The organism is Pseudochelatococcus sp. B33 (assembly GCF_053570585.1).
This window is the reverse complement of the sequence record NZ_JBSEFH010000039.1, coordinates 13,066-32,951: the sequence shown is the minus strand read 5'-3', so window position 1 is coordinate 32,951 and position 19,886 is coordinate 13,066. Positions and strand designations below refer to the sequence as shown.

The window sequence follows — 19,886 nt, the reverse complement described above, 5'->3', positions numbered from 1 at the left end:
TCTCTCGCGCTATCATCTCCTGATGAAGGCGCGGAGACGGGTCTCACGGCGGTGCCGACGACCTGCCCCGCGGTGGAACGCCCCTCAGTTGCTTCTATTTGCTGGCAATGGGTCAGGTGACACTGAGGCCGCCATCGACGGCGATCACCTGCCCCGTCACCCAGTCGGAAGCCGGATCGGCGAGATGAACGATCCACCGCGCCACGTCGCCCGGATCGCCGCGCCGCTTGAGCGGTATCTGCTCCCGTTCCTGTTCCTTGATCGATGCCGCTTCTTGCGGGGAGAGGCCCATCATTCCCGTCAAGGCACCCGATTCCGTCGGGCCCGCAGCGACGGCGTTGACGCGGACGCCACGGACTGCAAGCTCCAGGGCCCAGCAGCGCGTGAGATGCTCCAACGCCGCCTTGCTGGCCGCATAGTGCGACAATCCTGCCGCCGGCTTGTGGCCGAAGGTGCTCGACACGTTGACGATCGTCCCACGAACGGCCGAGAGATGGGGCAAGGCCGCCGCGGCAAGCAGGCTCGGTCCGACGACATTCACCGAGAGGATCTTTCCGATCCGGTCGGCCGTGGCATCGGCCAGCGCCAGGATGGCGCCCGCGCCGGCGTTGTTCACCAGCACGTCCAGCCGGCCCCAGGTGTCGACGGCTTGCGCAACGGTTCGCGCGGCGTCGTCGGGCGTGGCCGCATTCGCGACCACACCGACGATATTGCCGTGCAATCCGGCCGTCTCCTCGAGCGGCGCGGCGCGGCGGCCGGTGATGACGACCTTTGCTCCGAATTCGGCAAACTTCAGGGCCGCAGCCCGGCCGATACCGGAACTGCCGCCGGTGACAATGATGACCTTATCGCTGAACACAGACACAATGTAATCCTTTTTTGCGTTCCAATACTTGGCGCTCGCGCGTCGTTACTGCGCGGCCGAGGTCGCTTACAGGTCGGTGACGCGCTCCGGATCGGCGGAGGCCAGCGCGGCGGCACGCTCCGCACGCGGCGGGTAGATCCAGACCGTGTTGATTTCCTGCTTGGTCTTCTTGGCTTCCGCGCCGACCATCTCCACCTTTCGGTCCCAGCCGCGCGTCAGGAGCGCGCCCGCCGCGCCCAGATCCAGACAGGTGACATATGCCTCCTGGTGGTACGGCCTGGTCGGCACGCCGAGCAGCTCGGCGGCGGTGTTGTTGCCGGCGAAGGCGCCCATGCGCGTCGCGTGCTGGCACGACATGAGCGCAAAGTTGCCGAGATCATCGCTCGCCGCCTTGGCGGCGTCGCCGGTGGCGAAGACGCCGGGCACCGACGGCACGCGCAGGTCGCGGTCCACGATGAGCCGGCCGAAATTGTCCCGCTCGGCCGGGATCTGCGCCGTCAGCGGCGCGGCGCGGATGCCCGCCGCCCAGATCACCGTGGCGCTGGCGATGTGTTCGCCGTCGGAGAGGGTGACGCCGCTCTCGTCCAGCGCCGCGACACTGACCCCGAGCCTCGTTTCCACGCCGACTGTACGCAGCGCATCCTCGATGACGGGACGAGCGCCCGCGCCCATGTCGGGCGCGATCGCGTCGCTGCGATCGACGATGATCACGCGCAGTCTGGCATCGTCGCCCAGGATCGCACGCAACCGGGCCGGAATTTCCGTCGCCACCTCGATCCCGGTGAAGCCGCCGCCCGCAACGACGACCGTGTCGCGCGCCGTCGAAGCCGGCCGGTCTGCCAGGCCGTGCAGGTGCCGGTCGAGGGCGATGGCGTCGTCGAGGTTGTCGACGCTGAATGCGTGCTCCGCAAGCCCGGGAACATTGGGGCGGAACAGCCGGCTGCCGGTCGCCACGACTAATCGATCGTAGGGAAGCGCATTGCGTGTGCCCGCCGTGGAAACGACGTCCACGGTGCGGGCCTCGGTATCGACGGTCTCGGCGCTGCCCTGCACATAGAGGACGTCGATGGCCGTGAGGACATCCAGAAGAGGCGCCGTCAGGGTTTCGGGCTTCGGTTCATAGAGCCGCGGGCGAACGACCAGTGTCGGCTCTGGGGCAACCAGCGCGATCTTGAGGTCCTCGGGTGAAACCCCCTCGATATCGCGCAGGCGCGCAGCGGAAAGGGCGGCATACATGCCGGCAAAGCCGGCGCCGATGATGATGAGTCGCATGTGATCTGCTCCAGTGGTGTGTGTTCCTCAAGGGTGCGAGCCGCCGTTGCCGCTTCCGGTTGGCGGCGAGGCTTCTTGTGGATCGCCCCCGAAACGGCTGACGCCGCTTGCTTCGACTGGGACAAGGCTAGCCGGACACGGCCGCCGCCGGCGACTGGATGGAGGGTGAGGATCGGCTACCCCGAAGTACAGGGCAGCCGCTGTCGGCCGATCGTCCGCTGACGCCAGATGTCGCGCAGATCTCGCGAATCCAAGGCAACTATTCGACGCGGGAGGACAGCAACCCGGCCTCCGGAACAGCGGAATCTGGACTTCGGCACTGCATGACAGACGCTTCAGCCCAATAGCTTCGAGCCGGGATTCCATCGCATGGTCCACGCAGACGGCCAATCCGCTCATGGAGAAAACAATGCGCAATTTCAAAGAATTGATGCCGGCCGGCTGCCCGCAGCGAGGATCGTGTTCCCTGAAGCGGGCCCAGCTCGCTGGCGGTCCGCTGCACACCTGTCCGGCGACAACGAACCCGACGGCATCGCACCTCGTCGCGCCTCAATGCATGCGGCCCGATGCCCCAAGCAAAGGAATGGATCATGAAGAAGAACCGTCAGCACCAGGTCTCGGCAACACGCCGGGACGTCGTCATAGGCGGGTTGGCCGCCTCAACCGCCATGGGTCTGGCTTCGACCACCATGGTGCATGCCAGACCGAATAACAACGTTCCCGTTCCAATCTCAACTACAGGATCAGACATCATGAGCACGATTGTTACCAAGGACGCCACGGAAATCTACTACAAGGACTGGGGTCCCAGAGATGCACCTTCAATCGTCTTCCACCACGGATGGCCATTGAGCGCGGACGACTGGGATGCGCAGATGCTCTTTTTCCTGAACAAGGGATACCGTGTCATCGCTCATGACCGGCGTGGCCACGGCCGCTCCGCACAGGTGAGTGACGGTCACGACATGGACCATTACGCCAGCGACATCGCAGCCTTGGTCGAGCATCTCGACCTCAGGGGCAGTGTCCACGTCGGTCACTCCACCGGCGGCGGAGAAGCAACCCGCTATGTCGCCCGCTACGGAGGGAAGCGTGCCGCCAAACTCGTTCTCATCGGCGCGGTACCCCCTATCATGGTGAAAACGCCCGCCAACCCCGGGGGGCTACCCGTGGCGGTCTTCGACGGCCTGCGCAAATCGCTCGCCGACAATCGCGCCCAGTTCTACATCGACTTCCCCTCCGGACCCTTCTACGGCTTCAACCGGCCAGGTGCTGCACCGGTGCCGGGCATTATCCAGAACTGGTGGCGACAGGGCATGATGGGCAGCGCCAAGGCTCATCATGAAGGCATCAAGGCATTCTCGGAGACCGACTTCACCGAGGATCTGAAGATCATCGATGTGCCGACGCTCGTCCTGCACAGCAAGGATGACCAGATCGTACCGTTTGCGAACTCCGGGCCGCTCTCTGCCAAACTGCTGAAGAACGGCACCCTGAAGGCCTATGAGGATTTGCCACATGGCATGTGTACCACACATGCCGACATGGTGAACCGCGACCTGCTCGCTTTCATCGCTTCCTGAGCTCGCACCCGCCCCGCTCCCAAGAGCCTCGATCGCCGGCCGCTCCCGACCCGGCCGGCGACCACCCCTCACGGTCAATTCGCAAACGGGAGCCATGTCAGCCGGACGAGACGAGCTGCCAAAAATGGCAGGCGAGCATCCAACCTGTCCGGCTTGCTCTTGCAGGCCCTCGCCCGCGGGCCGATCATATGGATTTCCATAAGATGTATTTCCTCCGGATTGACGATAGCTTATGGCCATGAGCTGGCCAACGCCGAACTCCGGAAGAGGGGCAAGAGGCTGTTATGGCAACGGAGTCCGGATCGATCATCGAGACTGTGCGGGCCGCGAAGATCGTCGAAAGCGTCGTCGGCAATGCATGGGCAGCCGATGCCGATGGCATGTTCACCTACGTCACGCCGGAGGCCCTGCGTTTCCTTGGCATGACGTTGGACGGCCTCAACAAATCGCCCGAGGCGGGCACATTCGGATGGAAGCGCGTCATCCACCCGGACGACTATGACGATGCTGCCGCAGCATGGCGCTACAGCCTCCGCACAGGCGAGCCCTACAATGTCGAACACCGCATGCTGCGTGCAAACGGTATCTACGGCTGGGGGCGCAGCACGGGACAGCCCCTGCGTGACGACAGCGGCCGTATCATCGGATGGTACGGCACGGTGATCGACAGCGGCGATCCGGGGCCGACCGATGGCCGTTCCCCGGATACCGGTCTCGACGAGGGCGTCCATGAAGGCCCGCCCCCGCTTGCCACCATCCATCCCCATGACCGTGCCGCCGCGACGCATGCGGCCGCCTACGCGTTCTGGACCGGCGTGCCGCAGGTCATGAGCTATCGGCAGCGCCAGCCCGACGGTTCCTACCGATGGACGGAATTCCGTACGGAGCCGGGATACAGCGTGGCCGTCGAAGTGAACGATATGGTGTCGCGACCGGACGAGCGCTGGACGATGACGGACGCGCTCGGCGAAACCGCCGAGGCGGTGCGGGCGGCGAAGGTCATCGAGAGCCTGTATGGCAAGGCATGGGCATTCGATGCGGCCGGCCAATTCACCTACGTCACCCCCACCGCCCAGATCGCCATCGATATGACGCTGGAGGATCTCAACGCCCCGGTGCGCGGAGGCGCTTTTATCGATGGGGGCGATACCGGGTGGAGTCGGGGTGTCCACCCGGACGATTACGAACATGCAGCCGCCGGATTGCGGCGCAGCCTCAGGACAGGCGAAAACTGGAACGTCGAGTATCGCATGCGGCGTGCGAACGGGCAGTACGTCTGGCACCGCATCGCGGCCCGGCCGACCCGTGACACCCAAGGCCGGATCACCGGATGGTACGGGACGTCGATCGACATCGACGTCTACAAAAAGACGGAGGCGGCACTCCGGGAAAGGGAGCGCGAACTGTCGCAGCTCGTCGACATGGTCCCGAGCCATCTATGGCGGCTGGATTCTTCCGGCGAGCCGACCTTCTTCAACAAACGCATGGTCGATTTTCTCGGCCTGGACGTCGGAGATATGGACAGACCCGGCATGAGCCGGCGTGAGGCGCTCTTCGAGACCATCCATCCGGACGACACGGCGGCGTTCGGCAACGCGCTCGAACGAAGCATCACCAACGGCGAGCGCTTTTCGATGCGGTATCGCCTGCGCCGGGCCGATGGCGTCTACCGTTGGATGTCGAGCCGGGCCGAGCCGATGCGCGACCAGAATGGATCCATCGTCCAGTGGTACGGCCTGTGCCACGATATAGACGATCATGTGCGCGCCGAGGAAGCGCTGCAGGAGAGCGAGCGCATGTTCCGGCAACTCGTGGAGACCCTGCCGGCCATGATCGATTGTGCCGCGCCGGACGGCGAGCCGATCTACCGCAGCCAGCAACTGCGCGAGTTCCTCGGATACGGCCTGGAAGACCTGGATGCGGCGCAACAGCCGAGGTTGAGCGGAACGCTCGATGCCAGCGTCCATCCCGACGATCTTGCCAGCGTCAGTGAGAACTATCACCACTCGCTGGCAACGGGCGAGCCTTATGCTCGCAAGCATCGGCTGCGCCGTTTCGATGGCGAGTACCGGTGGGTCGAAACGCGCGCGGCCGCGATGTGCGGTGCCGACGGCGCCATCGTGCAATGGAACGTGATCTGTCTGGATATCGAGAACGAGGTCCAGGCGCAGGAGAAGCTGCGCCTGGCGCAGGAACGCCTTGCACGCGCGAGCCAGGCGGCGAGCCTCGCCGAGCTGTCGGCCTCCATTGCGCATGAGGTGAACCAGCCGCTGGCTGCCGTGGTCGCCAACTCGCACGCCTGCCGGCGATGGCTCGATGCGGAACCGCCCAACATCGATCGGGCACAGAGGGTTGTCGAGCGCATTACGCGCGATGCGAATGCCGCCGCCGACGTCGTCAACCGGATTCGCGCCCTGTTCAGGCAGTCGGTAGAGGCACGGGCCAGCACATCGCTCGCCAGTGTCATTGCCGAGGCGCGCGAGATCATGGCCGAAGAGGCAATGCGGCGGCATGTGCGCATGGACATCAACGTCGCGGACAAACTTCCCCTCCTCATGTTCGACCGCGTCCAGATTCAGCAGGTTCTGGTCAATCTCATCCGCAATGGGCTGGATGCGATGAATTCAATCCCGGCCAACAGGGTCATCAGCGTAAACGCACGCCATGCCGAAGGCGCCGTCCAGATCGAGATCGGCGATCAAGGACCAGGCGTGGAGTTTCCCGACCGGATATTCGAGCCGTTCTTCACGACGAAAGAAAGCGGCATGGGCATGGGACTGGCGATATGCCGTTCGATCGTCGAATCGCATGGCGGACGGCTCTGGGCGGAGAAAAATGAGCCGCAGGGGGCGAAGTTCATCTTCACCTTGCCGATTGACGCGGAAACGACACCATGACGAACGACGACCATATCGTTTTCGTCATTGACGACGATGTCCGTATCCGGGAGGCGCTTGGCGAATTGTTCGCTTCCCACGGCATCCACGCCGTCACGTTCGGATCGGCAGGAGACTACATTGGCTCCGAGAAGCCGAATATCCCGTCCTGTCTCGTCCTCGACGTCGAGTTGCCCGACATCAACGGGCTCGAGCTTCAACGACAGATGGCGGATGGGGATCATCCGCCCATCGTCTTCATAACAGGTCACGGCGACATTCCGTCGTCGGTGAGGGCTATCAAGCACGGCGCCGTAGACTTCCTGACCAAGCCCTTCAGTGAAGCCGAGCTCATGGCGGCGATTCACATCGCGATCGAGCAAGACCGGCAGCAGCGCTCACGGCGGGCGGATATGGATGCGATGAGGCAACGCTACAGGAGCCTGACGCCACGGGAGCGTGAGGTGCTTCCGTTGGTCGTGAGCGGTCTGCTCAACAAGCAGGCGGCAGCCGAACTGGGCATCCGCGAGGTCACGCTGCAACTCCACAGAAGGAACGTCATGCAAAAAATGGCAGCGATATCGCTTGCCGATCTCGTGCGGATCGCGGAGCAGCTGGAAGTGCCGGTCACGCATTCGCGCCGGGCTGGAGGAAAAGTGAGTGACGAGTAAAAGAAGACATGTCGTGGCCATTGTCGATGACGATCCGAGGCTGGTGGAATCGCTGGAAGAGCTTCTGGAGTCGGCTGGCTACGAAACACGTAGTTTTTCCACCGCGAGACCATTCCTTGCAGGAAAATTGCCGGATCTGGATCTGCTGATTACCGACATCGGCTTGCCCGGCCCCGACGGTTTCGAGCTGCGCGACTTCATGATGAAGGCTCGCCCGGGCTTGCCGATCTTCCTGATTACAGGCCGCCACGAGATCGCAGACCAGGTCCGCGCCAGGGGAATCAGCGGTTTTTTCCGTAAGCCTTTCGATGCCCAGGGCCTGCTGGCGGCAGTGGACGATGCGTTGCGCGACAAGGAGGGTGAAGATGGGAATTGATCAGTCGATTTTGCGGAGGTCGTCGCCGCAGGCTATGCTGCCGAAGAACGGACAGGAGACTCCGCTCGTCATGATTGTCGACGACGACGAAGCGGTACGGGAGGGATTGTCGGAGCTGATCCTGTCGGCGGGCCTGCAGCCGGCGGCTTTTGCATCGACACGCGATTTGCTCGACGCCGATGTTCTCGACAGGCCCGGCTGCCTCATCCTCGACGTGCGGATGCCGGGAGCGAGCGGCCTGGATCTGCAGCATCACCTGGCTCGGAATGGCAATCCGAAGCCGATCATTTTCCTGACCGGCCATGGCGACATTCCGATGACCGTCCAGGCGATGAAGGCCGGCGCCATCGATTTCCTCACGAAGCCGGTGCGCGACCAGACGCTGCTCGACGCGGTCATCGCCGCCATCGCGACGGATGCGAAGCGCAGGGCGGAAGCCGATGTCGTCAAGCGCAACGTCAATCGGCTCAGAACCTTGACACCGCGCGAGCGCGAGGTGTTCCGGGAAGTGGCGCGCGGGCGCCTCAACAAACAGATCGCCTACGACTTCGGCATCAGCGAGGTGACGGTCAAGCTGCATCGCGGCAATGTCATGCGCAAGATGCAGGTCATGTCCATCGGTGAATTGATCCGCATCTGGGAATCGCTGCCGTATCCGTTGCGCGAAGCCGGACGGGATCCCTGACAGCGTCGAGAACGATACCGCCTCTGGCCATTGATATCGGGCTGGAATTGCCGGGGCCGCGAATGAGCGCCCCAACTGATCCCGGTCAATCCTCACGCGCACCCTACAGATATCCATAAGGTTGCCGATCCTGGCGCCGACCCTGTTCTTTGGTGTAATGACCTCTGGACCTTGCGCGCGCTGACGCGACACTTCCGCACGATAGCCCGCCCGGGTCCATTCCACCCATGATCAGGGAGCGATGAACCCCATCGCAGGCCATCGCCGAGCTTCCCGGCCTTCCATGGAACGCCATGCATCCGCCTGTGAGCGGCGTGCCCAGGCGTGGGAGCGATCTATCCAGCGATGCCTGTGGCATGCGCTGGCGCGAATGGGGCATCTTAGAAACAGGAGACTGACATGAGCTTGGACAACATTTCACACCCCGGCAGAACGGGATTCGAAGAGTTGGTGCCTTCGCGCTACGCGGTGCGGGTCGGCGAGATTGATGTGCTGGTGGTCAGCGATGGGGTGCTACCACTCCCAACCAAGATGTTGGGACACAACGCCGACCCGGCAGTGCGGGCGGCCTGGCTGAACGACATGTTCCTGCCGCCGGATGCTTTTGACTGGTCGCTGAACGTGGTCGTGGTACGCAGCGGCGATCAGACCATACTCGTCGATGCCGGGCTAGGGTTGGACCCGAACCTGAATTTGCCCCGGGCTGGGCAGCTGGTCAGGCGACTGGAGGCCGCCGGCATCGATCTTGCGTACGTGACCGACGTGGTGCTGACTCATATGCACATGGACCACATTGGCGGGCTCCTCATCGACGGGGTGAAAGACCGGCTGCGTCCGGACCTGCGGATCCACGTGGCGGCCGCCGAAGTCAAGTTTTGGGAGTCACCCGACTTCACCCACGCCGACATGCCGCCGGGGTTCCCGGACGCGCTTCGGTCAGCCGCCAAGCGGTTCGTGAATGAGTATCACAACCAGCTGCAGCAGTTCGATGAGGAGCACGAGGTGGCGCCGGGGGTGGTCGTCCGTCGCACCGGCGGCCACACTCCCGGGCACAGCGTTGTCCGCCTGGCATCCGGCGGCGACCGGCTGACGTTCGCCGGCGACGCTATTTTCGCCGTCGGGTTCGACCACCCCGACTGGCACAACGGTTTCGAACACGACCCCGAGGAGGCAGCCCGCGTCCGGGTCCGTCTTCTGACGGAGCTGGCGGCAACCGGCGAACAGCTGGTGGCCACTCACCTGCCGTTCCCGTCCGTCGGCCGGGTGGCGGTCGACGGCGACGCCTTTCGCTGGGTGCCGGTCTTCTGGGACTACTGACTACTTGTCGGATCAAGGCCGAACCAGGGCGCGCAGCCTTCAAGGCCGCGCCCAGCTCGGCCGACAAACCGGCAAATCTGCTCAACAGCCCAGCAGGAGCTGACGTTTCCGATCAGGGAATAGATGAGCCGGCCGGGCGCCCGGTCCAGCGCCCGGCTCAAACCAATCATTGTCGATGAGCGCCCACCATGTTCGGCCATGACCATTTCATACCGCTTGTCCTGATCAATCTCCTGGGAATCGTGGGTATCGTCGTGTGGCACGTGCAGGGCAGCAACCGTCCGACAGGCCGCCTGATCGTCCAGATCCTGTTCTTTCTCGGCATGAGCCTCATCCTTTCATTGGGCGACCTCTCTCCGCTCCAACCCGATGACATCTACACGCAGGGTTTCGGTGTGTTGCTCTCCAGATCAGCGAGGATCCTGTGGTGGACCCATCTCGCATGGACGGTTATCGGCTTCCTCCACCTCTACGTCATGCTCAACCGCAAGCCGCGGGAAGCGCACCTCATCCTGGACATGACCGTCGCCATCATCTATCTCGGTGTGGCGCTATCGATCATTGGCTTTGTTTTCGGCGTGCCCATCGGCACGCTGGTCGCAACCTCGGGCGTCGTCGCCATTATCGTCGGCCTCGCGTTACAGAATACGCTTGGCGATGTCTTTTCAGGCATCGCACTGACCCTCGGCAGGGCATATGTCATAGGCGACTGGATCAAGTTGAGCGACGGCACCGAGGGCCGCGTCACCGAAACCAACTGGCGTTCCACCAACCTGCTGACTGCCGGGCATAATATCGTCGTGCTGCCGAACAGCATCCTGGCAAAGCAGGGCGTGACCAATCTGAGCCGCCCCGACGGGACGCACCAGATCGCATTGACCGCGCGCATCGCCGTCACGCATGGGCCGCGCTTCGTCGAGGATGTGATGCGATCCGTGCTGCAGGCCAGCACACGGATCGTCAAGAATCCCCCGCCAATCGTCGCCATGACGACGATCGATGCGATCGCGATCGAAGTGGAGTTGCTGTTTCGCGTCGAAAATCCCGCCGACCGGGCGCCAGCCCGGAACGAGATCCTCGACCTTCTCCATAACCAATGCAAGGCAAGCGGCCTTTCGCTGGCCGTGTCGGCTGAAAGATAAGCATCCGACGAATGATGCGGCTTCCCTGCCACGGATGCCGGCGCCGGAAGCGGCTTCGTCTTGGTATGCAGGAACGATGCTCCATCCTTCCCGATCAGTCAGATTGCGTCGGAGGCAGAACTGGTCATGGAGGGATTGGGGGTAGGGATCGGAAGAATAACTCCCGTAGAGTGCGGCTTTTGGCATTTTTGTCCGGGATGCAAAAACCGGCGCTTTCGCCACTGAGCCTGCCGGACTGGAAGTTTTTTGCACTTTTCCTGTGGGCGGCCGCGAAGGGTGGTGCGCTTCACGAGCGCTGTTCCCGGCTGCCCTTGGTTGCGGGGTCCAGGCGACCTGATTTGAACCTGCGCGTGTAAGTGTTTGATTTGGTTTGTGCGGGTGTAGTGAAGATAAAGGAAAATCCTAGCAACCTTTTTGAATTGCTGAGGTTGGTATGCTTTGTCCGGCTGCGGGGCTCGAGATAAACTGTAAAGATGATGCCCCGGCCGTGGAACGTAAGCCTGCGCGTGTTCTACTTACGGGAACGGCCTAATCCGAGACACCAGCATATCCAGTCTTTCAGCAGAGACAGGACTCCAGGCGGGCTGTTGGACAAGCCAGCCAAGAAATCAAGCGGCTCCAGTCCATCGTAGATTTCCGTGCGGTGTCGACGCTGATGCTTTTTGTCCGTACACATACTGTTTTGAACCTTGCTGACCGGTGTTTCATACAAGGATATGTAGGCGTCTCTTATTTCATCGACGCTTCAAGGCAGCGCTTCTTCGCTACAAATGTAAGCAACGGCCGAAGCGCAACGGTGCGAAAGCAGTTGTCGTCGGAGTTCCGCTCCCGACTTCGGCGAAGGCTTGGTCGCCAAAGTCGTGGCCGTAGGCCACCGCTGCGCCCGGTTTACGAGGTGGCGGTCAAACAAGTCGGTCCAGCCTATCCTCTTCCCGCACCCAGATCAGTTGACTCACGTTCGAGCACTCTCAGACGGATCAGGTTAGAAGTCGCCTCGGCTATGGTCGTCAGCGCTTCGCGTTCATCTTTGCTTAGCGTCCTGGGAATCACATCAATGATACAAATTGAACCAAGGGCAAAACCGAGCGGGTCGCGAACTGGAGCGCCGGCATAGAACCGAAAACCATATGGTGCAGCTAAGGTCGGATTCTGCGCAAAATTTTCCGCTTTCGAAAGATCGTCGATCACGGTGAACTCATTGGCGACGAGCGTTTCGTTGCAGAATGCCCAGTCCCGCGGCGTCGTGGAGCCATCGAAACCAACCCGCGATTTGAACCACTGTTCTGCTTGCGTGATGAGCGTAAACATCGCGATAGGAGCGCGGGTGGCGTGCGCCGCCAACCGAACCAGCCGATCATAACTGGCATCCGGCGCAGAGCCGACGAGCCCCGATTGTCTCACTGCATCCAACCGCGCGCGTTCGTTCCAGGGCATACGATATGCTACAGGCTCGCTCGCCTCGTGCTCGGTCGCCCTCAGGTATTCAACGATTGCCGCGCTCATTGCAGGGACGTCAGGCAACATTCTGATCTGGACATGTTGCGCCCCCATAGCGACAGGGTGATCGGCAGCCGCGGTTATCACGCTAATGATGGTTGTCCGGCGGAAGCGAACGTCATTGCCGAGAGTGGCTACCAGTCTTTTACGCTCTCTTTCATCAGCATTCTCAATGATGAGAAGCATAGGCGTTATGAAAACAAGCAAATCCCGGACCCTTTGGATGTCCTCCGCGACATCCAACAGCAAACCCAATCCGGGAAGGCCCGCAATGCGCCACTGGAAGCCACGTCCTTCGCCCGCAAATACGATCGCGCGAGCGGCGACGCGAAAATGCTCCTGGGGGGAATTGTCAATCAGATCGAGGACAGCCTGGCGTGGTATCCGCCGGTGTCCTCCGGGGGTCTTCCACGACGGCAACTGACCGCTTTCCACCCAGAGCTGTGCGGTACGTACCGATACGCCCAGTAACTGCGCGGCCTTCGCTGTTGTCAGTACATCTTTCACGTCATTGCCCACTGCTGTGGATCAAGATATAATGAAAAATGCGAAATTTGCAAGAAAGCGAAAAAATACCGGGCCCTTGTCGTTGCGTTTCACCCATTGGATATGCTCAACGACCACTGTACCGGCCACGGAAGGCAGGACGGCTCAGAGCGGTTCCGCAAGGAGGCCATAGGCTCGCCGATACAGCCGCCCACCCCCGAAGCGCAGCAGGGCATTCCGCACCGAACGGGGCAGGCGTCGCATCATGTCACGCGAGGCGCATTGGCGGTGAATCCAATCAGCACGCTTCTTCCGCCGCGCCTCATAACGCCTCAGGGCGACATCGACGTTACTTGTGCCTGCCAGTTCATCGGCAAGAACGAGGGCGTCTTCCACAGCCATGCCCGCGCCTTGAGCCATGCTTGGCGGCGAGGCGTGGGCCGCGTCTCCGACAAGAACCACGCGATTTCGGTACCAGGTGTCCATTCGGAGGCGAACCAACGCCCCAAAGTGGACGTTTGCGCTTGCGGACAGCTCAAGGATCGGTCGAAGAGGGCCGGAGATATCCTGGAACAACGGCTTCAAGAGCGTCGATGAGGAGTAGTTTGTGAGGTCCGAACTGTCGACAGACATATCGGCGTAGACGTACAGCTCCGACGATGAAACGGGCTTGCCGAGCAGGCTCCTTCTGGTTCCCAGCATCACCGTCCAGTCCTTGATTCCGCAGACGTTAGGAACGACGAAGCGCCAGCACACGTTTCCCACGTACTCGGGCAAAGGAGCATCCGGAAAGACAAAATTCCGTACGGTCGAGTTTACCCCATCGGCGCCGATAACCAAATCGTACTCGTCGGCCCCACCGTCCTCGAAGCTCACCAGGCAACAATCTTGATCGTTCGTAACGTCCACTATGCGCCGATACTGAATGTCCTCATCGCTCATCCCGCTTTTCAGCAACTCCCACAGCGTGGAACGCTTCATGGATCTGCACGGTGCGACATGACGCCAGAAGTCATTTGTATCGACCACATTCAGTACTCGCCCATTCTCGTCGCAAAAACGCTGATAATCGATCGGGTGAGAGTTTTCCAACAGGGCATCAAGTAACCCGAGTTCCCCGATAGCTCGTACACCGTTTCCCGGCAGGAACAGCCCCGCCCCGCCGATGCCGGCAAAGTTGTTCCGTTCAACGATGCTGACATCGAAGCCACGTCGCGACAGTGCCCGATGCATTGCCAGCCCCGCAATTCCAGCCCCTACGATAAGTATTCTCATTTTGATTCATCCGGTACTAGATTGAATCTAGAGCGCGGCTTGGTCATGGAGCCAAGCACCGAGCGGTTGGATCTCCGGCTACCGGATTCATGAGCCCTTGCCTTTCAACTCTTTCAAGAAATTGAACAGGAGAAGATTGACAAATTCCGGAGTTTCCCAAAAAGGAGAGTGCGACGCATGCGGGATACGGAAGCATTTCCCGCGCCATAGGTTCGCGTAGGGAACGCTGTCGACATAATCGAGATTGATGATCCGGTCATTCTCGCCGTTGACGATGGCAGTCGGAATGCTTGTCGAGGTCAACGCTTCCCGTTGGTTGACGCCTGCCTGCCGTCTAGCTGCAGCAAACAGCGTATTTCTGAATTCCCTGTCGGTTCGTTCGATCGCCATTTGCATGAAAAGCTCGAAATCAGCCCCAAAAACCGCTCTGGCAAATCGTTCTGCCTCTCGTGAGGACAGCCGCCCCTGTGAAGCCAGACCGTTCAGCGGATTTCCGATAAATCCTTCGGCCATGTTCGTGCCCACGGCGGGGGTCCCCATCAAGAACAGTCCCCGGGGAATCCCCGAACGGGCCAGCATCTCGATTGCTATATGTCCACCAAGAGACGCGCCGACGATTGCGGCATCGTTGATATCCAGTTTGCCGAGAAGCTCTTCGACCAGATCGGCCAGACCGGGGCGGGTGTACGTTCGCTCGCGATCGGATGCATCGTCTGAATCGCCATGACCTGGAAGGTCGAAAGTAATCAAATGGTATCCATCGAGCAGCGGCGACGCGATCTGTTTGCGGAACACCTGGCGGCATGCCGAGTTTCCATGGATGAAAACGACAGGGAAGCCTTGCCCTTTCGTCTCGACAGCGATCATGCCATGAGATGTCTGGATGTCGCGACGCGTGGTCATTTGCATATAGATTCTCCTGGCGCCCCTCGGATCTCACCGGAAGTGGCCGATGGGGCGGCGTAGCCTGAGAAATGTCGAGGTGGCGTGGCGGTGCGCACCACCACGCGAAGAGCTGTGGGACTTCAACCATGCTCGAAAGGTTCGGTGTCTTGTGCGTGCGACAGGCCGTGCTGCAGTCGGATCATGTCGGCGGCCCGCTCTCCGATGACAACGCACGGCGCCATCAGGTTTCCGACCGTAATGCGGGGCAGGATCGAGGCGTCGGCGATGCGGAGGCCTTCGATGCCATAGACCTTGAGCTGGTTGTCGACCACCGACATGCTGTCACGTCCCATCTTGGCCGTGCAGGACTGGTGCCAGTAGGTGACCGCGGACTTCCGAATGAAATCGATCATTCCTGCCCGGTCCCGAGCGCGCGGCGCCGTCTCGCTCTTGACCAGCGGCGTGAACGCTTCGCTGTTTCCGACCTCGCGGCACAGTTCCACCGCCACCAGGGCGGCTGCCATGTCTTCGGGCTCGCTCAGAGAGTTCGGTTCTATGAGAATGGGATGATGCGCATCGGGCCCGGAAAGGCGCAGCCGGCCGCGGCTTTTCGGTTGCGCGAGTCCCGCAAACATTGTCCAGCCATGCTCCGGCGTTTCCAGCCTCGCCTCTGCTGGCGAGGGCACCGCGAATTCAAGCTGGCACTGAAGAATGTCGGGGTGGCGAAGACGAGCATCGCTTTTCCAGTAAAGCGTCGCTTCGCAGCCGCCGCCGCCGACTTCTTCCGGCTTGCGATATGCCCAGGTGCATCCGAACGCGAGATGATCCTGATGATTGCGGCCTACACCGGGAAGATGCTGGACGACGGGAATCCCGTGGGCCCGCAACTCTTCTTCGGGACCGATGCCCGACTGCATGAGAACCTTCGGCGTATGGACGGCACCCAGTGACAGCACCGTCTCGCAGCGTGCGCGGAACTGGCGGCGCTCGCCGTTGAGCAGAACCTCGATCCCAAGCACCTTCTTGCCCTCGATTATGAGCCGTGTGACCAGCGCGTTGGTGACAACGGTCAGGTTTGGCTGCGTCATCATTCGATAGGCATAAGAGCGGAACACCGATTCCCGCTTGCCTCCGCGGATTCGCAACTCCGCGATCGATGCGCCTCCCGGGCTTTCCATCATCTCGCCGTTGGGGCTGTCGAAGACCGGAATGCCCATCAGGCCCGCAGCAGCAACCAGTGCACTTGCAACCGGGTGGGGCGTATCGGGCTGCGCCACGTAGACCGGCCCTCCCGTCCCCCGCCGCAAGGAATCCGGTGTGCCCCGCCAGTCTTCGATCCGACGGTAATAGCCGAGGACCGACTCATAGCCCCAGGCCTTATCGCCCGCCTCTGCGGCGAAATAGTCCCAATCCTCCTGATGGCCTCGCGCCCACACCATGACGTTGATGCTTGAGCCGCCGCCAAGTCCCTTGCCCATGCTCAGCGGCAGCCGCCGGCCGGCGAGTCCGGGCGCGGGCTCTCCGATGAACCCCCAATCGCGCTCGCTGCCGAGGTTCAGCGGCCATTGGGCCGGTTCCGAGACACTCTCGGCCGAGTCATCCCCTCCCGCTTCAAGGAGCAGCACACGTGCATTGCCGTCTTCAGCCAATCGGGCCGCGACGACCGATCCGCTGGAGCCGGCGCCGCACACGATGAAATCGAAATCGGTGTGAGATTTTTCGCGCGTCCCGCCTTGGCCCTCATACCCGGCTTTGGCGTGCATCATGACCTGCATTGTCTGTTTCATGTGATCGACCTCTATCGATGGTTTCTGGTGACGAGGCCCAGCTTATAGACTGGATTGACATCGAATAAAACATTTTTATCAAATTTATCATTTTATTTGTGAGCTATCACACCTAACGACCAGCCCATCATTGCGCCGTTCACCTGCGATCCGACCGCGCAGCGCCTGTGAAACTGTGATCCGCACGGGGCTGCAATTTCCGGCAAGCCTTGGGATTTTCGCTGATTTTTACCCTGCAGTGCGCGCTGAACCGGCGCCACCAGCAGAATCAACAACCGGTAGCGAGGGCCCATGGAGCGTCAATCATCAACGACCGCCGATCTCACTAAATGATAAAAATGATTATTGCGGCACATTTGAAACTGAATTATGAGTGACCCGCCCTATGCCTGACGGCCGCTCATCAGACATGGCTGCGCTATAATGGTAAGGAGAAGAACCTTGGCGAAACTCGTTGCGACATTGGCGTCGACACATCACCCCTTTTATCTGAAGGCGATCACCGCTCCGCCCGAACAGCAGATCCCCCAGGCTCCGGAGTGGAAACGCAAGATAGAGGCGTACCGGGAGACCCTTGCCCGGACGGAACCCGATATACTGGTCATGGTCGGCTCTGATCACTTCCACCAGATATTCCTGGACAATTGCCCCCAGTTCCTGATCGGCAAGGCGCCCCGTTATGACGCCATCTTCTACAATGAGGAGCGTGAGTTCGGCATTCCCAGGTACATGCTGGACGGCGATGAGGATATGGCGCGCTTCATGCACCAGTCGCTGATGGACCAGAACTTTGATTTTGCCTTTTCCAACGAGCTGAAGCTCGACCATTCGATCATCTGCCCGATCATCGCGGTGCGACCCCAGAACGATCTGCCGGTGGTGCCGGTCTATACGAATATCTTTGCGCCGCCCCTTCAATCGCCACGCCGCTTCTATGACCTTGGTCGCGCGATCCGCAAGGCAATTGACGATTATCCGTCCGATAAACGGATCGCCGCCATTGGCACTGGCCACCTGTCGCTGGAGCTCGGCGGGCCCCGCCAGTTCATGGACACTGGGCCCGATCCGGAATTCGATCGCAAGGCGATCGAATGGCTGAGTGCAGGCGACGTCGAATCGATCCTGGCCAATGTCACCCATCAGAGCATGGCGAGAAGCGGCAATGCGACCCACGGGTTCCTCAACTTCATCCTAATGCTCGGCGTCGCCGGCCCTGAAGGTGCCGACTACGTCGACAACCTTGACCTCTTCCATACGATGGAAGCCTATTTCACCTGGTATCCGAAGGAACAGGCGGCATGAGCAGGTATTACGTCAACAAGTTCCTCTACACCGTCGACAGGGATCCTGAGTATCTGAAGCGTTACTCAGAGGATCCGGTCAATTTTGTCACGACATGGGAACAATCGATCGGGCCGAAACTCCTCGGTAACGACAGCGAACACTCCGCTGTCCATACACTGACGGCGGAGGAGCGGACCGCCCTCGTCAATCATGACTTCGTCGCGCTGTTCGAGATGGGAGCCCACTTTTTCCTTAATCTCACGATCTTCATCGGGATCTACGACGAGCCCTATATGACGAAGCTGGGACCGCTTGCGTTCCAACGTGAGTTCGCCGCGAAACTCCAGCACTGGCTTGGCCGCGTTTACCCCTCCGTCGCCGTCTAGAATGAACGCGTGGCGGAAAGCCGTTCATCGGGGCATCGACAACAGGAGGTCGATAGCCCCGATGATGCGGCGTCATTGGCTGATCCGTTCTACTTCGAGACCGCCTGCGCGGCCGTGTCGATCGTGTCGGCCACGACTTTCGGCTGGGTCATGAAGAGCGCGTGGCTCGCGGAGACTTTGGTGATCTTTGCACCGATGCGCTCTGCCATGTGAAGCAGCATGGCCTGGTCGAATGCCTTGTCCTCGGTGGCGATCACCGCCCAGCTCGGCCTGGACCGCCAGGCCGCATTGTTGAGCTTCGTGCCAAAAACCGACATATTGACGGGGACTTGCGAGTCCCGCATGAAGGCGGCGTCCGCATCGCTGACGTCATGAGCAAAACCAGCCTGGAACTTCTCCGGGCTTACAAAGCCGAAGCCATCTTCCGTCGTCTCGATGACGAATTCGGATGCCGGTGCAAAGCCCTCATACTGCTGGGCGGTCGTTTCTCCGGCATCGGGCGAGAGTGCGGAGACATAGACAAGCCCGACAACCTTGGGATCGATCCCCGCTTCCGTAATAACCGTGCCGCCCCAGGAGTGCCCGACGAGAATGGTCGGGCCATCCTGCCGATCCAGCGCGCGCTTGGTGGCGGCGACATCGTCCTCGAGAGAGGTGAGCGGGTTCTGAACAATGGTAACGCGATAGCCGCGCTGTGTCAGTTCGTCATAGACGCCGCGCCAACCGGAGCCGTCGGCAAACGCTCCGTGCACAAGCACTACATTTTTGACTGGCTGGCTCTGCGGAATCGGGTCTGACGCGCTCGCCGGCTTCATGCCGATGATAGCGGCGACAGCCGCCGCGGCCGCGAGGATTTTTCTGGCCTTGGTGTTCATGGCTGCTCCTTATCAATCACGATAACAATTATCGTAGTAATTTTTGTTAACGCAGCAGGCATGGCTGGTCAAGATATTTTTTATCGCGATATTGTTTTTCGCGATCACACTTGCTATCTAAATGCCCAAGGAGTTGTGCATGATGAATGACAGACCGAACAACCCGCCGCCACTGGACGACCAGCTCTGCTACGCCGTTTACTCGGCTGGAATCGCGATCCAGCGCGTCTACAAGCCCCTTCTCGATGAACTCGGGCTGACCTACCCGCAGTATCTCGTGCTCAACGTTCTCTGGCGGGAGGACAAGCAGACCGTTGGCGCGATCGCCGAGAAGCTGGCGCTGGAATCGAGCACACTCACCCCTCTTCTGAAGCGCCTCGAAGTGGCAGGGCTGTTGCAAAGGACACGAAACCCACGCAATGAACGGCAGGTGGTCGTGGCTTTGACGGACAGTGGACGTGCATTGCAGGCGAAGGCCGGATGCCTTGGCGAAGCCTTGCTGACGACTTCGATGCAAAGCCCGCATGAACTGGCGAAACTCAACCGGGACATCCGGCACCTTCGTGACGCGATCTACTCCCAGATAGGCGGATGGGGCACATCCACCTGATCCAGTATGGTCAT

The 19,886-nt window shown here is 61.0% G+C and carries 16 protein-coding genes and 2 pseudogenes; 11 read left to right on the top strand and 7 right to left on the bottom strand.

Going from position 1 to position 19,886, the window contains the following annotated elements:
* Nucleotides 1–112: 112 nt before the first annotated feature.
* Nucleotides 113–865, bottom strand: a complete 753-nt coding sequence (locus ACUSIJ_RS27680) for an SDR family NAD(P)-dependent oxidoreductase (RefSeq protein WP_449311642.1) — start codon at nucleotides 863–865, stop codon at nucleotides 113–115.
* Nucleotides 866–931: 66 nt separating this feature from the next.
* Nucleotides 932–2,137 (bottom strand): NAD(P)/FAD-dependent oxidoreductase, encoded by a 1,206-nt coding sequence (locus ACUSIJ_RS27675; protein WP_449311641.1) that lies wholly within the window; start codon nucleotides 2,135–2,137, stop codon nucleotides 932–934.
* A 752-nt stretch (nucleotides 2,138–2,889) separates the two neighbouring features.
* Between ACUSIJ_RS27675 and ACUSIJ_RS27670 the strand changes: the two genes are divergently transcribed.
* From ACUSIJ_RS27670 to ACUSIJ_RS27635, 8 genes and pseudogenes are all read left to right on the top strand, one after another.
* Nucleotides 2,890–3,720 (top strand): alpha/beta fold hydrolase, encoded by an 831-nt coding sequence (locus tag ACUSIJ_RS27670; protein ID WP_449311647.1) that lies wholly within the window; start codon nucleotides 2,890–2,892, stop codon nucleotides 3,718–3,720.
* Between the two features lie 284 nt (nucleotides 3,721–4,004).
* Nucleotides 4,005–4,376 (top strand): annotated as a pseudogene (locus ACUSIJ_RS27665) (PAS domain-containing protein); the annotation flags it as partial.
* Between the two features lie 99 nt (nucleotides 4,377–4,475).
* Nucleotides 4,476–6,617, top strand: a pseudogene (locus ACUSIJ_RS27660) (PAS domain-containing protein); the annotation flags it as partial.
* Nucleotides 6,614–7,267: a response regulator transcription factor gene (locus ACUSIJ_RS27655; RefSeq protein ID WP_449311640.1), complete on the top strand. Its 654-nt coding sequence runs from the start codon at nucleotides 6,614–6,616 to the stop codon at nucleotides 7,265–7,267. The pseudogene ACUSIJ_RS27660 and the gene ACUSIJ_RS27655, both read left to right, overlap by 4 nt.
* On the top strand, nucleotides 7,257–7,643 hold the full coding sequence (locus ACUSIJ_RS27650) for a response regulator (RefSeq protein ID WP_449311639.1): 387 nt from the start codon (nucleotides 7,257–7,259) through the stop codon (nucleotides 7,641–7,643). Before ACUSIJ_RS27655 ends, ACUSIJ_RS27650 begins: the two co-directional genes overlap by 11 nt.
* Nucleotides 7,633–8,328 carry a response regulator transcription factor gene (locus ACUSIJ_RS27645; protein ID WP_449311638.1) on the top strand — a complete coding sequence of 232 codons (696 nt, stop codon included), beginning with the start codon at nucleotides 7,633–7,635 and terminating at the stop codon, nucleotides 8,326–8,328. Before ACUSIJ_RS27650 ends, ACUSIJ_RS27645 begins: the two co-directional genes overlap by 11 nt.
* A gap of 399 nt (nucleotides 8,329–8,727) precedes the next feature.
* The gene (locus tag ACUSIJ_RS27640) at nucleotides 8,728–9,645 is read left to right on the top strand and encodes an MBL fold metallo-hydrolase (protein ID WP_449311637.1); all 918 of its coding nucleotides are present in this window, start codon (nucleotides 8,728–8,730) and stop codon (nucleotides 9,643–9,645) included.
* Between the two features lie 188 nt (nucleotides 9,646–9,833).
* Nucleotides 9,834–10,787 carry a mechanosensitive ion channel family protein gene (locus ACUSIJ_RS27635; protein WP_449311636.1) on the top strand — a complete coding sequence of 318 codons (954 nt, stop codon included), beginning with the start codon at nucleotides 9,834–9,836 and terminating at the stop codon, nucleotides 10,785–10,787.
* Between the two features lie 921 nt (nucleotides 10,788–11,708).
* Here ACUSIJ_RS27635 and ACUSIJ_RS27630 read toward each other — a convergent pair.
* The 4 genes from ACUSIJ_RS27630 to ACUSIJ_RS27615 form a co-directional block, all read right to left on the bottom strand.
* A complete protein-coding gene (locus tag ACUSIJ_RS27630; RefSeq protein ID WP_449311635.1) occupies nucleotides 11,709–12,791 on the bottom strand; it encodes a helix-turn-helix domain-containing protein in 1,083 nt (360 codons plus the stop codon).
* A 144-nt stretch (nucleotides 12,792–12,935) separates the two neighbouring features.
* Entirely contained in the window at nucleotides 12,936–14,045 is a 1,110-nt protein-coding gene (locus ACUSIJ_RS27625; protein ID WP_449311634.1) for an FAD-dependent oxidoreductase, read from the bottom strand.
* An 87-nt stretch (nucleotides 14,046–14,132) separates the two neighbouring features.
* The gene (locus ACUSIJ_RS27620) at nucleotides 14,133–14,954 is read right to left on the bottom strand and encodes an alpha/beta fold hydrolase (RefSeq protein WP_449311633.1); all 822 of its coding nucleotides are present in this window, start codon (nucleotides 14,952–14,954) and stop codon (nucleotides 14,133–14,135) included.
* Between the two features lie 116 nt (nucleotides 14,955–15,070).
* On the bottom strand, nucleotides 15,071–16,693 hold the full coding sequence (locus ACUSIJ_RS27615; RefSeq protein ID WP_449311646.1) for a GMC family oxidoreductase: 1,623 nt from the start codon (nucleotides 16,691–16,693) through the stop codon (nucleotides 15,071–15,073).
* A gap of 465 nt (nucleotides 16,694–17,158) precedes the next feature.
* Between ACUSIJ_RS27615 and ACUSIJ_RS27610 the strand changes: the two genes are divergently transcribed.
* Nucleotides 17,159–18,019 carry a DODA-type extradiol aromatic ring-opening family dioxygenase gene (locus tag ACUSIJ_RS27610; RefSeq protein ID WP_449311632.1) on the top strand — a complete coding sequence of 287 codons (861 nt, stop codon included), beginning with the start codon at nucleotides 17,159–17,161 and terminating at the stop codon, nucleotides 18,017–18,019.
* Nucleotides 18,016–18,387, top strand: coding sequence for a hypothetical protein (locus tag ACUSIJ_RS27605; protein ID WP_449311631.1), 372 nt, complete (start codon nucleotides 18,016–18,018; stop codon nucleotides 18,385–18,387). Before ACUSIJ_RS27610 ends, ACUSIJ_RS27605 begins: the two co-directional genes overlap by 4 nt.
* Nucleotides 18,388–18,476: 89 nt before the next feature.
* Here ACUSIJ_RS27605 and ACUSIJ_RS27600 read toward each other — a convergent pair whose 3' ends face one another.
* Entirely contained in the window at nucleotides 18,477–19,262 is a 786-nt protein-coding gene (locus ACUSIJ_RS27600) for an alpha/beta fold hydrolase (protein ID WP_449311630.1), read from the bottom strand.
* A gap of 142 nt (nucleotides 19,263–19,404) precedes the next feature.
* Here ACUSIJ_RS27600 and ACUSIJ_RS27595 point away from each other — a divergent pair, with 142 nt between their 5' ends.
* Nucleotides 19,405–19,872 carry a MarR family winged helix-turn-helix transcriptional regulator gene (locus tag ACUSIJ_RS27595; protein WP_449311645.1) on the top strand — a complete coding sequence of 156 codons (468 nt, stop codon included), beginning with the start codon at nucleotides 19,405–19,407 and terminating at the stop codon, nucleotides 19,870–19,872.
* Nucleotides 19,873–19,886: the final 14 nt, after the last annotated feature.

Excerpts from the sequence above, each read along its gene's own strand:
- ACUSIJ_RS27625 (WP_449311634.1), bottom strand. The coding sequence starts at position 14,045 with ATGAGAATACTTATCGTAGGGGCTGGAATTGCGGGGCTGGCAATGCAT.
- ACUSIJ_RS27620 (WP_449311633.1), bottom strand. The coding sequence starts at position 14,954 with ATGCAAATGACCACGCGTCGCGACATCCAGACATCTCATGGCATGATC.
- ACUSIJ_RS27670 (WP_449311647.1), top strand. The coding sequence starts at position 2,890 with ATGAGCACGATTGTTACCAAGGACGCCACGGAAATCTACTACAAGGAC.
- ACUSIJ_RS27600 (WP_449311630.1), bottom strand. The coding sequence starts at position 19,262 with ATGAACACCAAGGCCAGAAAAATCCTCGCGGCCGCGGCGGCTGTCGCC.
- ACUSIJ_RS27615 (WP_449311646.1), bottom strand. The coding sequence starts at position 16,693 with ATGCACGCCAAAGCCGGGTATGAGGGCCAAGGCGGGACGCGCGAAAAA.
- ACUSIJ_RS27595 (WP_449311645.1), top strand. The coding sequence starts at position 19,405 with ATGAATGACAGACCGAACAACCCGCCGCCACTGGACGACCAGCTCTGC.
- ACUSIJ_RS27635 (WP_449311636.1), top strand. The coding sequence starts at position 9,834 with ATGTTCGGCCATGACCATTTCATACCGCTTGTCCTGATCAATCTCCTG.
- ACUSIJ_RS27605 (WP_449311631.1), top strand. The coding sequence starts at position 18,016 with ATGAGCAGGTATTACGTCAACAAGTTCCTCTACACCGTCGACAGGGAT.
- ACUSIJ_RS27675 (WP_449311641.1), bottom strand. The coding sequence starts at position 2,137 with ATGCGACTCATCATCATCGGCGCCGGCTTTGCCGGCATGTATGCCGCC.
- ACUSIJ_RS27655 (WP_449311640.1), top strand. The coding sequence starts at position 6,614 with ATGACGAACGACGACCATATCGTTTTCGTCATTGACGACGATGTCCGT.
- ACUSIJ_RS27640 (WP_449311637.1), top strand. The coding sequence starts at position 8,728 with ATGAGCTTGGACAACATTTCACACCCCGGCAGAACGGGATTCGAAGAG.
- ACUSIJ_RS27645 (WP_449311638.1), top strand. The coding sequence starts at position 7,633 with ATGGGAATTGATCAGTCGATTTTGCGGAGGTCGTCGCCGCAGGCTATG.